Origin of the sequence: Streptomyces sp. NPDC006743 (assembly GCF_040703815.1) — a bacterium.
Classification (GTDB): domain Bacteria; phylum Actinomycetota; class Actinomycetes; order Streptomycetales; family Streptomycetaceae; genus Streptomyces.
In genome coordinates, this window is sequence record NZ_JBEYJA010000026.1 from 90,596 (window position 1) to 103,900 (window position 13,305).

11 protein-coding genes are annotated in these 13,305 nt (G+C 72.4%); 2 read left to right on the forward strand and 9 right to left on the reverse strand.

Features of this window, described 5'->3' with window-relative positions; translation table 11 throughout:
- Positions 1-149: 149 nt before the first annotated feature.
- The 8 genes from ABZ719_RS21870 to ABZ719_RS21905 are packed head-to-tail and all read right to left on the reverse strand — an operon-like array spanning position 150 to position 9,339.
- Positions 150-698: an arginine repressor gene (locus ABZ719_RS21870; RefSeq protein WP_366726842.1), complete on the reverse strand. Its 549-nt coding sequence runs from the start codon at positions 696-698 to the stop codon at positions 150-152.
- 20 nt (positions 699-718) lie between these two features.
- Positions 719-1,903, reverse strand: a complete 1,185-nt coding sequence (locus tag ABZ719_RS21875; RefSeq protein ID WP_366726843.1) for an acetylornithine transaminase — start codon at positions 1,901-1,903, stop codon at positions 719-721.
- Positions 1,900-2,802, reverse strand: coding sequence for an acetylglutamate kinase (argB, locus tag ABZ719_RS21880; protein WP_366726844.1), 903 nt, complete (start codon positions 2,800-2,802; stop codon positions 1,900-1,902). Before argB ends, ABZ719_RS21875 begins: the two co-directional genes overlap by 4 nt.
- Positions 2,799-3,950: a bifunctional glutamate N-acetyltransferase/amino-acid acetyltransferase ArgJ gene (gene argJ / locus ABZ719_RS21885; protein ID WP_366726845.1), complete on the reverse strand. Its 1,152-nt coding sequence runs from the start codon at positions 3,948-3,950 to the stop codon at positions 2,799-2,801. The genes argB and argJ overlap by 4 nt, the downstream gene beginning before the upstream one ends.
- Entirely contained in the window at positions 3,947-4,975 is a 1,029-nt protein-coding gene (gene argC, locus ABZ719_RS21890; protein ID WP_366726846.1) for an N-acetyl-gamma-glutamyl-phosphate reductase, read from the reverse strand. Before argC ends, argJ begins: the two co-directional genes overlap by 4 nt.
- A 54-nt stretch (positions 4,976-5,029) precedes the next feature.
- Positions 5,030-5,416, reverse strand: coding sequence for a GtrA family protein (locus tag ABZ719_RS21895; RefSeq protein WP_037860163.1), 387 nt, complete (start codon positions 5,414-5,416; stop codon positions 5,030-5,032).
- Positions 5,416-6,366, reverse strand: coding sequence for a glycosyltransferase family 2 protein (locus ABZ719_RS21900; RefSeq protein WP_366726847.1), 951 nt, complete (start codon positions 6,364-6,366; stop codon positions 5,416-5,418). Before ABZ719_RS21900 ends, ABZ719_RS21895 begins: the two co-directional genes overlap by 1 nt.
- 21 nt (positions 6,367-6,387) lie before the next feature.
- Positions 6,388-9,339 carry a YfhO family protein gene (locus ABZ719_RS21905; RefSeq protein WP_366726848.1) on the reverse strand — a complete coding sequence of 984 codons (2,952 nt, stop codon included), beginning with the start codon at positions 9,337-9,339 and terminating at the stop codon, positions 6,388-6,390.
- Between the two features lie 417 nt (positions 9,340-9,756).
- Here ABZ719_RS21905 and ABZ719_RS21910 point away from each other — a divergent pair, with 417 nt between their 5' ends.
- Entirely contained in the window at positions 9,757-10,182 is a 426-nt protein-coding gene (locus ABZ719_RS21910; RefSeq protein WP_366726849.1) for a MerR family transcriptional regulator, read from the forward strand.
- Positions 10,179-10,598, forward strand: coding sequence for a carboxymuconolactone decarboxylase family protein (locus tag ABZ719_RS21915; RefSeq protein WP_366726850.1), 420 nt, complete (start codon positions 10,179-10,181; stop codon positions 10,596-10,598). The genes ABZ719_RS21910 and ABZ719_RS21915 overlap by 4 nt, the downstream gene beginning before the upstream one ends.
- A 16-nt stretch (positions 10,599-10,614) precedes the next feature.
- Here ABZ719_RS21915 and ABZ719_RS21920 read toward each other — a convergent pair whose 3' ends face one another.
- Positions 10,615-13,104 carry an alpha-L-arabinofuranosidase C-terminal domain-containing protein gene (locus ABZ719_RS21920; protein WP_366726851.1) on the reverse strand — a complete coding sequence of 830 codons (2,490 nt, stop codon included), beginning with the start codon at positions 13,102-13,104 and terminating at the stop codon, positions 10,615-10,617.
- Positions 13,105-13,305: the final 201 nt, after the last annotated feature.

Consider the following 13,305-nt stretch of genomic DNA (forward strand, 5'->3'; position numbering starts at 1 on the left):
TGCCGGTCCACTTCGGCCGACCGGGCCGGCCGGCTCCGCCCCGCCGCGCCCCGCCTCGGCCGACCGGGGCCCGCGGCCGCGGCGCCGGTCCGTCGGCGGGGCGGCCGTCCGTCGGCGGGGCGGCCGGGTCCGAGCCGGTGGGGTGCGGGTCAGTGCCCGTTCTGCGCCAGTCTCAGCAGGTGGTCGGCGAGGGCCTGGCCGCCGCTCGGGTCCCGGCTGATCAGGAGCAGGGTGTCGTCGCCGGCGATGGTACCGAGGATGTCGTGCAGCTCGGCCTGGTCGATGGCCGAGGCCAGGAACTGCGCGGCGCCCGGCGGGGTGCGCAGCACCACGAGGTTCGCCGACGCCTCCGCCGAGATCAGCAGTTCCTGCGAGAGCCGCCGCATCCGCTCCTCCTTGGCGGACTCACCCAGCGGTGCGCGGGGCGTGCGGAAGCCGCCCTCGCTGGGGACCGCGTAGATGAGGTCGCCCTCGTTGTTGCGGATCTTGACGGCGTTCAGCTCGTCGAGGTCGCGGGAGAGCGTCGCCTGGGTGACGCTCAGCCCGTCGTCCGCCAGCAGCTTGGCCAACTGGCTCTGCGAGCGCACCGGTTGCCGGTTGAGGATGTCCACGATCCTGCGGTGGCGTGCGGTGCGGGTCTGCGGCAGGGCGGGCCCGGCTGAGCCGTCACTGTGCTCGTGGTCCTGTGCCTGACTCATCGTCGTCCCATTTCTGCGGATCATCCCTCCCCGTCGGCCACGTCCAGGACGCCCGGCAGTGCCCCGAGGAACGCGTCCACGTCGTCGTCGCCGAGGTTCAGCGGCGGCATCAGCCGGACGACGTCGGGAGCGGGCGCGTTCACGAGGAAGCCGGCCTCCTGGGCCGCCTGTTGCACCTGTGGCGCGTGCGGCCCGGTGAGCACGATACCCAGGAGCAGCCCCGCGCCCCGGACATGGTCGACCAGCGGGTGGCCCAGGGCCTCGATCCCCTCGCGCAGCCGTTCACCCTGCCGCTTGACGTTCTCCAGCAGCCCCTCGCCCGCGATGGTGTCCAGGACGGCGAGTCCGGCGGCGCAGGCCACCGGGTTGCCGCCGAAGGTGGTGCCGTGCTGTCCGGGCTGCAGCAGGTCGGCGGCGCGGCCGAACGCGACCGTCGCGCCCAGCGGAAGGCCGCCGCCGAGGCCCTTGGCGAGGGTGACGACGTCGGGCAGGACGCCGTCGTGGGCCTGGTACTCGAACCAGTGCCCGGTGCGGCCGATGCCGGTCTGCACCTCGTCCAGGACGAGCAGCGCGCCGGTCGCGGCGGTGATGGCGCGGGCGGCCTTCAGGTAGCCGGCGGGCGGTACGACGACGCCGTTCTCGCCCTGGATGGGCTCGATGACGACCAGGGCGGTGTCCTCGGTGACGGCGGCGGCCAGCGCCTGCGCGTCGCCGTACGGCACGTGCGTGACGTCGCCGGGCAGCGGCCGGAAGGGCTCCTGCTTGCCGGGCTGGCCGGTCAGGGCCAGGGCGCCCATGGTGCGGCCGTGGAAGCCGCCGTGCGTGGCGACCATGTGGGTGCGCCCGGTGAGCCGGCCGATCTTGAAGGCGCCCTCGTTGGCCTCGGCGCCGGAGTTGCAGAAGAACACCCTGCCGTCGCGGCCGAAGCGCTGGAGCAGTCGTTCGGCGAGGGCGACGGGCGGTTCGGCGACGAACAGGTTGGAGACGTGGCCCAGGGAGGCGATCTGCCGGCTGACGGCCTCGACGACCGCCGGGTGGGCGTGGCCGAGGGCGTTGACCGCGATGCCGCCGACGAAGTCGAGGTACTGCTTTCCGTCGGCGTCCCAGAGCCTCGTACCCTCGCCGCGGACCAGGGGCAGGCGCGGTGTGCCGTAGTTGTTCATCAGCGCGCCCTGCCACCGGGCGGTCAGCTCCGCGTTGCTCACGACTCCCCCTCTTCGTCCGGCACGACCATCGTGCCGATGCCTTCGTCGGTGAAGATCTCCAGCAGGATCGAGTGCTGGACCCGGCCGTCGATGACGCGGGCGGTGTTCACCCCGCCGCGCACGGCGTGCAGGCAGCCCTGCATCTTCGGCACCATGCCCGAGGACAGGTCCGGCAGCAGCTTCTCCAGCTGGCTCGCGGTGAGGCGGCTGATCACCTCGTCGGAGTTCGGCCAGTCCTCGTAGAGGCCCTCGACGTCGGTGAGGACCATGAGGGTCTCGGCGCCCAGTGCCGCAGCGAGTGCCGCAGCCGCCGTATCAGCATTGACGTTGTAGACATGTCCGTCGTCCTGGGAGCGGGCGATCGAGGAGACGACCGGGATGCGGCCGTCGGCGAGCAGGGCCTCGATCGCGCCGGTGTCGATCGCGGTGATCTCGCCGACGCGCCCGATGTCGACCGGCTCGCCGTCGATCTCGGGGGTGTGCTTGGTGGCGGTGATGGTGTGCGCGTCCTCGCCGGTGAGGCCGACGGCGAGCGGGCCGTGCTGGTTGAGCAGCCCGACCAGTTCGCGCTGCACCTGCCCGGCCAGCACCATCCGTACGACGTCCATGGCCTCCTCGGTGGTGACGCGCAGGCCCGCCTTGAACTCGCTGACGATGCCGTGCTTGTCGAGGGCGGCGCTGATCTGCGGACCGCCGCCGTGCACGACGACCGGTTTGAGGCCGGCGTGCCGCAGGAAGACGACGTCCTGGGCGAAGGCGGCCTTCAGTTCCTCGTCGACCATGGCGTTGCCGCCGAACTTGATGACGACGGTCCTGCCGTGGTGGCGGGTGAGCCAGGGCAGGGCCTCGATGAGGATCTTGGCCTTGGGCAGTGCCGTGTGTTTCCGCGTCGGGGTCATGAGGAGTACGCGCTGTTCTCGTGGACGTAGTCGGCGGTCAGGTCGTTGGTCCAGATCGTGGCGGTCTCGGAGCCGGCCGCGAGGTCGGCGACGATGTGCACCTCGCGGTAGCGCATGTCGACCTTCTCGCGGTCCTCGCCGACCGAGCCGTTCTTGCAGACCCAGACGCCGTTGATGGCGACGTTCAGCCGGTCCGGCTCGAAGGCGGCCCCGGTGGTGCCGATCGCGGACAGGACGCGGCCCCAGTTGGGGTCCTCGCCGTGGATGGCGCACTTGAGGAGGTTGTTGCGGGCGATGGAGCGGCCCACCTCGACGGCGTCGGCCTCGGTCGCCGCGCCCACCACCTCGACCTGGATGTCCTTGCTGGCGCCCTCGGCGTCCCCGATGAGCTGGCGGCCGAGGTCGGCGCAGACCTGCCGTACGGCCTCGGCGAACTCCTCCTGGCCGGGCGTCACCCCGGAGGCGCCCGAGGCGAGCAGCAGCACGGTGTCGTTGGTGGACATGCAGCCGTCGGAGTCGACGCGGTCGAAGGTGACCCTGGTGGCCACGCGCAGCGCCTGGTCCAGGGCGTCCGCCTCCAGGTCGGCGTCCGTGGTGAGGACGACGAGCATGGTGGCCAGGCCCGGGGCGAGCATGCCCGCTCCCTTGGCCATGCCGCCGACGGTCCAGCCGTCCCCGGTGACGACGGAGGTCTTGTGGACGGTGTCGGTGGTCTTGATGGCGATGGCGGCCTTCTCCCCGCCGTGCTCGCTCAGGGCCGCCGCGGCCGTCTCGACGCCCGGCAGCACCTTGTCCATCGGCAGCAGCACGCCGATCAGGCCGGTGGAGCAGACGGCGACCTCGACGGCGCCGACCCCGAGCACGCCGGCGGCCTTCTCGGCGGTGGCGTGGGTGTCCTGGAAGCCCTTGGGGCCGGTGCAGGCGTTGGCGCCGCCGGAGTTGAGGACGACGGCGGAGACCCGGCCGGTCTTCAGGACCTGCTCGGACCACTGCACCGGGGCGGCCTTGACGCGGTTGGAGGTGAAGACGCCCGCGGCGGCGCGGCGGGGCCCGGTGTTGACCACGAGGGCCAGGTCGGGGTTGCCGTTCTCCTTGATCCCGGCGGCGATGCCCGCCGCCTGGAATCCCTTGGCTGCCGTGACGCTCACGGTGCGACTCCGATCGTCGTAAGCCCGGTGGTCTCGTCGAGTCCGAGGGCGATGTTCATGCTCTGCACGGCACCGCCCGCGGTGCCCTTGGTCAGGTTGTCGATGGCGCTGATCACGATGAGGCGGTGCGCGGCGGGGTCGTACGCCACCTGGAGCTGGACGGCGTTGGAGCCGTACACGGCGGCGGTGGCGGGCCACTGCCCCTCGGGCAGCAGGTGGACGAAGGGTTCGTCGGCGTACGCCTTCTCGTAGGCGGCGCGGACGGCCTCGGCACCGACGCCCGCGCGGGCCCGGGCGCTGCAGGTGGCGAGGATGCCGCGGGGCATCGGCGCGAGGGTGGGCGTGAAGGAGACGGTGACCGGCTCGCCCGCCGCCGCGCGGAGGTTCTGCATCATCTCGGGGGTGTGCCGGTGTCCGCCGCCGACGCCGTACGGGGACATGGAGCCCATGACCTCGGAGCCCAGCAGGTGCGGCTTGGCCGCCTTGCCCGCGCCGGAGGTGCCGGAGGCGGCGACGATCACCGCCTCGTTCTCGACGAGCGCGGCCGCGTAGGCGGGGACCAGGGCGAGGGAGACGGCGGTCGGGTAGCAACCGGGCACCGCGATGCGCTTGGACCCCTCCAGCGCGGCGCGGCCACCCGGAAGTTCGGGCAGGCCGTAGGGCCAGGTGCCGGCGTGCGGGGAGCCGTAGAACCTCTCCCAGTCGGCCGGGTCCTTCAGCCGGAAGTCGGCGCCCATGTCGATGACGAGGACGTCGGGGCCGAGCTGCTCGGCGACGGCCGCGGACTGGCCGTGCGGCAGCGCGAGGAAGACGACGTCGTGCCCGGCGAGCGTCTCGGGCGTGGTCTCGGCGAGCACCCGGCCGGCCAGCGGCAGCAGGTGCGGCTGGAGCGCGCCGAGCCGCTGACCGGCGTTGGAGTTGCCGGTCAGGGCACCGATCTCGACCTCGGGGTGCGCCAGCAGCAGACGCAGCGCCTCTCCGCCCGCGTATCCGCTGGCACCGGCGACCGCCACACGTACAGCCATGAACCCTCCTCCTCGATGGCATGACTATACGTATGGGCGCACGTTTATGCAATCCTAGGCGAGGTCCGCCTTGGGCAGCATGATCCAGCGGGAGACGACGAAGGTCACCGGGATCGCCGCCGCGGACGCGAGCAGCGGCGCGAACCGGCTCCCCGCGTGCAGCACGTCGACGATGAGGTAGACCCCCGCCGTGGTGATCAGGAAATTGGCCGCGTTCGTCAGCGGGAAGAGCAGGAATTTCCGCCAGGTCGGCCGGGTCCGGTAGGTGAACCGCGCGTTCAGGAAGAAAGAGCCGATCATGCTGAGGAAGAAGGCGAGCACATGCGCCAGGAGATACGGCAAACGCGTGAGGAACAACAGGTAAAGAACGTAGTACGTCGCCGTGTTGAGAACGCCTACGACGGCGAAGGTGACGATCTGCCTCGTCATCGGGTTACGCATCAGGGAATGAGATCCTTCGTTCGCTCCACGTTGCTCTCCTTCACCAGGAAGTGCGGGCGTCCCTTCACCTCGTAGTAGATCCGGCCGGTGTACTCCCCGATGACGCCGAGCATGACCATCTGCACGCCGGCGAGCGCGGTGACGGCCGTGATGATCGTGACATAACCGGGGGTCTGCACGCCGTTGACGAGTGCGGCCCCCACGATCCACGCCGTGTACACCCCGGCGCACAGCAGCAGCCACATGCCCAGGTGGAGGGCGGCGCGCAGGGGCCGGTTGTTGAACGAGAGCAGTCCGTCGAGACCGTAGTTGAGCAGGGACTTCAGGGTCCAGGAGCTGCTGCCGTGCTCGCGGACGGCGTTCTCGTACTCGAAGGTGGTGGTGGGGAAGCCCACCCAGGCGAACAGGCCCTTGGAGAAGCGGTTGTACTCGGTCAGCGCCAGCACCGCGTCGACCACTCGCCGCGACAGCAGCCGGAAGTCGCCCACGCCGTCCTTGAGTTCCACGTCGACCAGGCGGTTGACGAGGCGGTAGTACAGGCGGGCGGTGAGGGTGCGGGTGAGGCGGTCGCCGCTGCGGCTGCGGCGGGCCAGCACCTGGTCGTAGCCCTTCTCGCGCAGCTCGACCATGCGCCGGATCAGCTCCGGCGGGTGCTGGAGATCGGCGTCCATGACGACCACGGAGTCCCCCGAGGCGTGGCGCAGGCCGGCGAGCAGGGCGGCCTCCTTGCCGAAGTTGCGGCTGAAGGAAACGTACCGCACCCGCGCGTCGGCGGCGGCCAGTGACTGGAGCAGCGTGAGCGTCCGGTCGCGGCTGCCGTCGTCGACGTACACGAACTCCATGTCGTGGCCGAGCGGCAGCAGGTCCTCGGCGATCTTCTGTACGGCTTCGTGGAAGCGTTCGATGACGTCTTCCTCGTTGTAGCAGGGGGCGACGATCGAGATGAGCATGGTTCTCCCCGGGGGGCGCGGTCAGAGAGCGCTGGGCGTGCGCTCGCGCGGGCGTGTGGGTGTGCGGTGCGGGGCGGGACGGTCGGCGGCCCGCCGGCGGCGGACGGCGCCGAGGACGCCGAGCAGGGCCAGGACCAGGAGCGAGGCACCGCCGGCGGCGGTGCCCAGGCGCAGGCCCGGCGGGTGGAAGGTGCAGGTGACGCTGGTCGCGGAGCCGTCCAGGGGGACGGCGATCAGGCCGTAGTACTGCTCGGCGGGAGTCTCGGGGCCGCCGCCCGCCGCACACCGCCAGCCGGCGATCCGGGGCGCGGCGACGACGGCGGTGCCGGTGCTGCCGGCCGGGAGGCGGGCGTGCAGCGTGCCGTCCGAGACGGTCACCTCGCTCGCGCCGGTGGCCTTGAGGTGTTCGACGGCGGTGTGCAGCCGGGCGGTGTCCAGGCAGCCGACGGCGCCGTCCGGGACGGTCCCCGCCCTGGTCGGGGCCAGCTCGATCCGCAGCCGCCCGGAGGCCGGGACCCGGCCGAGCCGCTGCATGGCGGCGATCTTGGCGGCGTCGGAGGTGAACCGCCCGGTCGGGCCGTGGCCGGCGCCCGCCCCGGTGCCGCCCGCCGGGGCGTCGGTCAGGCGGGCGGTGCCGGAGAAGTGCGGCGCCCACAGGTAGACCTCGCTGCCGGCGGGGCACCGGGCGGTGACCGACGGCTTGCGCGCGGGGGCCTCCCCGGCGGTGCGGGGGGCGGTGCCGATGCGCAGGCCGGGACGGGCCGCGCCGCCGTCGCGTTCCGGCCGCTCCCCGCCCCAGGTGCGCACGGTGAGGGACGGCACGGTGTAGACGCGGGCGCCGAGCACGAGTTCCTGGTTGCGGTACGGCGACGGACCCAGAGCGGAGACACCGGCCGTGCCGGGCGCGGCGGCGCCGGACGGGCGTACGGTCACCAGTGCGGGCACGTCCTGGCGGGACACGGTCAGCGGGCTGCGGTCGCGCGGGTTCCAGTGCTGGTGCTGGTCCGGCGGGGAGTGCACGCGGGCGCCCACGGAGAAGATCGCGTCCGTGACGGCGTTGTCCAGGCTCTGCAGGTTCCGGCCGCGGGAGGTCCAGCCGTCGCCCAGGGCGGTGAGCATGCGGCTGAGGACGTCGGCGGTGAGGCTGCTGTAGTACTGGGCGCCCTGGCCGCCCACCATCATCGGGTCGTTGCCCACGGTCTGCTCACGGCCCGGGTCGGTGCGGTAGCGGGGCCAGTCCTCGGCCCGCGCTATGGCGTGCGCCTGCCGCTGCTGCCGCCCTCCCCAGGGCGCGTAGTCGTCCAGGTGGGCCAGCCGCAGCCGGGTCGCCACGGCGGAGGTGGCGGTCGCCTCGCCCAGCTGGGCCCCGACGAGCAGCACGGCCGCGAGAGCGAGCAGCCCGGCACGGCGCCGCTTCGCGACGGCGGGCCGAGGGCGCGGAACACCGGCCGGGTGTGCCCCGGCGGCCGGCGGGCCGCCGGCGTCGGGGGACGGCCGGGCGTCGCCGGCGGCGGGCCGCGCGTCCTCGTCCGCGGGCCGGACCGGTTCCCCGGCGGCGGCCGCGGGCGCCGCGTCCCCCGCCGGCTCCCCGGTCCCCCTCGTCTTCCCGCGCTCCGCGCGGCCGAGGAGGAGCAGGCCGCCGACGGCGGCCGCGGCGGCCGCGAGCAGCACCGGCCAGGCGAAGGAGCGCACCAGGCCGCTGCCGCTCGCCGCGGCGGCGATCAGGGCGAGGAGCGTGGCCGCCGCGCCCAGCGCGCGCGGGCTCGGCGCGCCGTAGGAGAGGGTGTGCCAGGCGGCGATGACGAGCAGCGCGCACAGGACGAAGGCCTGCCGGTACGGGCTGCCGTTCGGCGTGGCGAAGGCGTGCCAGGCCAGGTGGGTCGGCGTCCACTGCAGGGACAGCGTCACGGCGGCCACCAGCAGGGGCCATCCGGCGCGCACCCGCTTCGGGGCTGCCCGGTGGAAGGGCAGCGCGAGGGCGAGCAGCAGGGCCGTGGTGCCCACGAAGAGGGCGGGGCTGCCGAAGCCGTACGTGGTGGGCAGCAGACGGGCCAGCAGGTCCTCGGCGGGCACCGGCGTGAAGTGCGTGACCCGGCCCGGATAGGCGTGCTTGGTACCGAGGTAGATCACCGTCACCAGCGGTGCGGCCAGACCCACGCCGAGGACGACGGTGACCGTGGCCCGCCCGGCGGCGGCCAGGGCGCGCCGAAGCGGCAGGCGGCCGAGCCAGAGCCGCAGCAGCAGCACCAGTGCGGCGCCGAGCGTGGCCATGTAGGCGGTGTAGAAGTTGGCGGTCCAGGCGAGCGCCACGATCACCACGCCCAGCAGCGGGCGCCGGCCGGTGAGCGCCCATTCGCCGACCAGGCACAGCAGGGGCAGCGCGACGAGGCCGTCCAGCCACATGGGGTTGTACGAGGCGTCCGCGAGGGACCATCCGCACAGGGCGTAGGCGGAGCCGAGCAGTCCCGCCGCCCACCAGCGGCCGGGGCGCAGGCGCAGCAGCAGCCAGGCCATGGCGGCGCCGGCCGACGCGGTCTTCAGTACGGTCACGAAGTAGACCGCGAGGTCGATCTCGTCCCGCGGGAAGAGTGCGACCAGCAGGGCGAACGGGCTGCTGAGGTAGGTCCCCAGGTCGGGCAGGAAGCTGGATCCGTAACCGGACTGCCAGTTGACGAGGAGTCCGCCGTCGGCGCGCCCGTGCAGCAGGTCCCACAGGTGGGCGTGGAAGGGCACGTACTGGTTGCCCAGGTCGTTGACGCTGCGGGTGCGGGGGCCGAAGGGGTAGCTGCCGGCCACGGCGTCGGCGGCACAGAAGGCGGTGGCGGTGAGCAGCGCGGCCAGCAGGGCGGCCGACTGTCCCGGCCGCCGCCACCAGGGCGGGGCGGGCGGGCCGCCGTCCGGGGCGCCGGCGCCCCCGTCCGCTCGTCGCCGCGCGGCTCCGAAAACGGTCCTCGGCAGGCTTGGGCGATCCATTCTCGGCAGGCTCCCAGGGAATTCGGGACGTACGGCGTCTCGTCGGGGGGAGGGGAGATCACTCCCCGCGCGTTGCTGATTCGCCGGCCTGGACGGCCGGAGTTCCCGTTGGCCGTTGCCGTCGCCCAGAATTGGTGCCGCGAATTCGAATGCGCAGCAGTATTCTCCGGCACCCTGTTTCCGTCAGGGAAACTCGAACCGTCGCGTAAATGATCCGGCGGTTAATTGAATTGCCGCCGGGTGTCGGAGCGGTGACGCCGCGGGCCCCGGGGGCGGGCCGCGGCGCAAGCGACGACGCACGCGGCGGCTCACGGGGTGGCGCGCGGCTCGCGGGCCGGAGCCTGCGCGGGGCTGCCGGGAGGTGCCCGGAGGGACCGCCCTTGACCTGGAGCGCGCTCCAGGTTCTACGGTCTTGTCATGACCAGCGGACAGCCCCTCCCGCGAGGCCGGGGAACGACTCTGACCATCGCCCAGGTCGCCGAGCGCACCGGCCTCACGCACGACACCCTGCGCTACTACGAGCGGGCCGGCCTGATCGAACGGGTCGGCCGCACCACCGGCAACCAGCGGCGCTACGAGGCGGCGGACCTGGCCTGGCTGGAGTTCCTGCTGCGGCTGCGCGAGACGGGCATGTCGATCGCCGGCATGCAGCGCTTCGCCCGGCTGCGGGCCGAGGGCGAGGCGACGGTCGGCGACCGGCTGACGATGCTCCGTGAGCACCGGGCCGCACTGGCCGCGCGGATGCGGGCGCTGCGCCGCGGCGCGGGCGCGCTGGACGAGAAGATCGATCACTACGAACGACTGCTGCACGGCCGGCGGACGAGGACGGACGACCCGACATGAGCGAGAGCACCACCCGTGAAGAGCGCTTCGCGCGCGGCCTGGAGGTCCTGCGGAGCGTGGACGGCGAGGCGGGGCAGCGGGTCATCGACTCGCTCGCCGACATCAGCCCCGAGCTGGGGCACCAGGTCGTCTCCTGGGGCTTCGGCGAGATCTACGCGCGCCCCCAGCTCGTCCCGCGCGACCGCCAGCTGGTGACCCTGGGGATGCTGACGGCGCTCGGCGGCTGCGAGCCCCAGCTGGAGGTGCACGTGAACGCGGCCCTCAACGTCGGTCTGACGCCCGAGCAGATCGTCGAGGCGATGCTGCACGCGGCTGGGTACTGCGGTTTCCCGAAGGCCCTGAACGCCACCTTCGTGGCCAAGAAGGTCTTCGCCGAGCGTGGGCTGCTGCCGCTCGGACAGCAGCCCACGGCGTAGGGGCCGGCCCGGCCGCCTACTGCTGCCTGATTCTGAGGAACGTGACGGAGTTCGGCGGGAAGGTGTAGGTGAACCGGCCGGCGGCCCCGGTGAAGACGGACGTGCGGGGCACGACGGCCGCCGAGGTCTCGGTGTTCACGGCGTCGGGCGCGGCGGCCAGGGTGGTGGCCTTCGCCCGGGACGCGACCTTCGCCCCGCCCAGGTCGATCGCGGTGCGGGCCGCGGACGAACGCGCGTTGACGACCTTGACGATCAGCTCGCCGGTGGCCGCGTCGCGGGTGACGACCTGGCGGAACGGCTCGGCCGGCCTGTCGTCGGTGAAGGTGCCCCATTCCTCGCCGTCCAGCAGGAGGGTCACCTGGCGGCCACGTACCTTGACGTCGATGTCGTAGGCGCGGCCGGTCTCGATGGTGCCGGGCTTGGCCAGCAGAGTGGACTTGCCGCCGTCCACGGCCTGCTCGACGGCGCTCTGGGTGTTGTTCCAGCCGCCCAGGTTCCACCAGTAGTAGTTCCCGGTGTCCTTGACGCCGAAGGCGACGAGGAAGCCCTCCTTGCCGGCCTTCTTGGTGGCCTTCACGTGCAGGTCGTAGTCGTGCCAGGCGGGGTCGCCGGCCGAGACCATGGTGTTCTCGGCGGTGGTGTCGCTCTGCACGTAGGCGCCGTCCTGGACGCTCCAGCTGCCGCCTCCGGTGTGCGTCCAGCGGGCGGCGTCGCCGGAGAAGTCGTCGCCGAACAGCGGTGTCCCGTCGGCGGCGGTGACCCGGACGTCGTCGTAGGCGGCGCTGGTGGCCCAGGTGGACAGGCCGACGGCACCGGTGAGGGGGCCGCTGACGTCCGGGGTGGTGGTCGCCGTGCTCGGGACCACCCGGTCCCCGGTGTTGTTCATGAACAGCTTCTGGACCTCGTAGTTGGCCGAGCCCCAGGAGGCGTGGTTGTTGAACCACACCAGGTCCGGACGCCACTGCACATAGTCCTCGTCGGCGAACAGCGGGGCGTAGGAGGCGAGTTCGACGACGTCCGCGTTGCGTTCCAGGCCGGTCATGTAGGCGGCCTCGGCGAGGCCGTTCTTCCAGGCGTTGCCCTGGGATGCGTACTCGCCGAGGAAGACCTTGGGCCCGGAGCGGTCGTAGGAGTCGTAGCGGTCGTTGTGCTGCAGGAACCACTGGGGGCTGTTGTAGTAGTGCTCGTCGACCAGGCCGACCCGGGCGTCCCGGTTGAGCTGCCAGGCGGTGTCGAACGTGGTGCCGCTGTCGTCGGGCCCCGAGTTGGAGATCACGCTCATGTACGGGTACGCCGCCTGGATCGCGGCGCGGAAGCGGGTGAAGCGGGCGAAGAACTCCTTGGGCAGGTTCTCCTCGTTGCCGACCTCGATGTGGGTGAGGTGGAAGGGCTTGGGGTGGCCCATCCGCGCCCGCAGACCGCCCCACCGGGAGATGACCGGACCGTTGGCGAACTCGACGAGGTCCAGGGTGTCCTGGATGTGCCGTTCCAGGAGGGCTTCGTCGTCCACGGCCCGGTTCTGGCCGCAGCCGGTGACCAGGGCGGGGACGACGGGCAGGGGCATGGCGCCGATGTCCTCGGCGAAGCGGAAGTACTCGTAGTAGCCGAGTCCGTAACTCTGGTTGTAGCCCCAGAAGTTGGCGTTCACCGCCCGCTGCTCGACCGGGCCGACGGTGTCCTTCCACTGGTAGGAGCGCTTGCGCTGCCAGCCGGAGGCCTCGCTGTAGTCCTGCATGGAGCCGGTGTTGACCAGGCAGCCGCCGGGGAAGCGGACGAAGCCCGGGTGCAGGGCGGCGACCTTCTCGGCGAGGTCCTTGCGCAGGCCGTTGGGCTCGTGCCGGTAGGTGTCGCGGGGGAAGAGCGAGACCATGTCGAGGGCCGCGGCGCCCGAGGCGGCGACGGTGAGGCGGCCGGTGGTGCTGGTGCGGGTCGCGGTGAAGGCGGCCCGGTACTGCGCCCAGCCACCGCCGCGCACGGCCACCCGGCGCGCGGTGGCGAGGGGGCCGGAGGCGTCCTGGAGGGTGACGGTGAGGGTGGTGCCGCGGCCGGCGCGGGCCCAGACGGAGAAGTCGTACTTCTGCCCGTCGCGGAGCGCGATGCCGGTGTTGTAGCCGGAGTTGGTGACGGAGGAACCCGCCGCGAGGGACAGGTAGTTGCGGTTGCGGTCGTTGAGCCGGCCGGAGTCGTCGGCCACCTGGGCGGTGCCGTCGGCCGTCCAGCCGGTGAGCGGGGTGTAGGAGCTGTTGTCGTCGGCGGAGTACTCGAAGGACCGGTTCTGCACGAGTTCCGCGTACAGGCCGCCGTCGGCGGCGCGGTTGATGTCCTCGAAGAAGACGCCGTACATGGTCTTGCCGATCTTCGCGCCCCGGGCGGCCGGGTCGACGGTGATCGTGTAGTCGGTGACGTCCTCGGCGTGGGCCGGGGCCGGGGCGACGGTGGCTGCAGCCACCAGGAGGGCGCTCGCCGTGAGACCGAGTCTCCAGCGGGTGCGGACGGTGCGTGACATGGATACTCCGCGGCTCAGTTGGTCGTTCGAAATATCGGACAATGGTCAGCACTTCGAACGGCAAGATAGGCAGGGGGCGAGGGCCCGTCAATGGGGCCGACGAGGTCCCTTGGGTTCTAGGAGTCGTTGCAACACCCCAGTTCAAGGGGTGCGATGGACTTCGAGATCCGAGCGGACCGGATTCCGCAGGGGCGTAAGAAG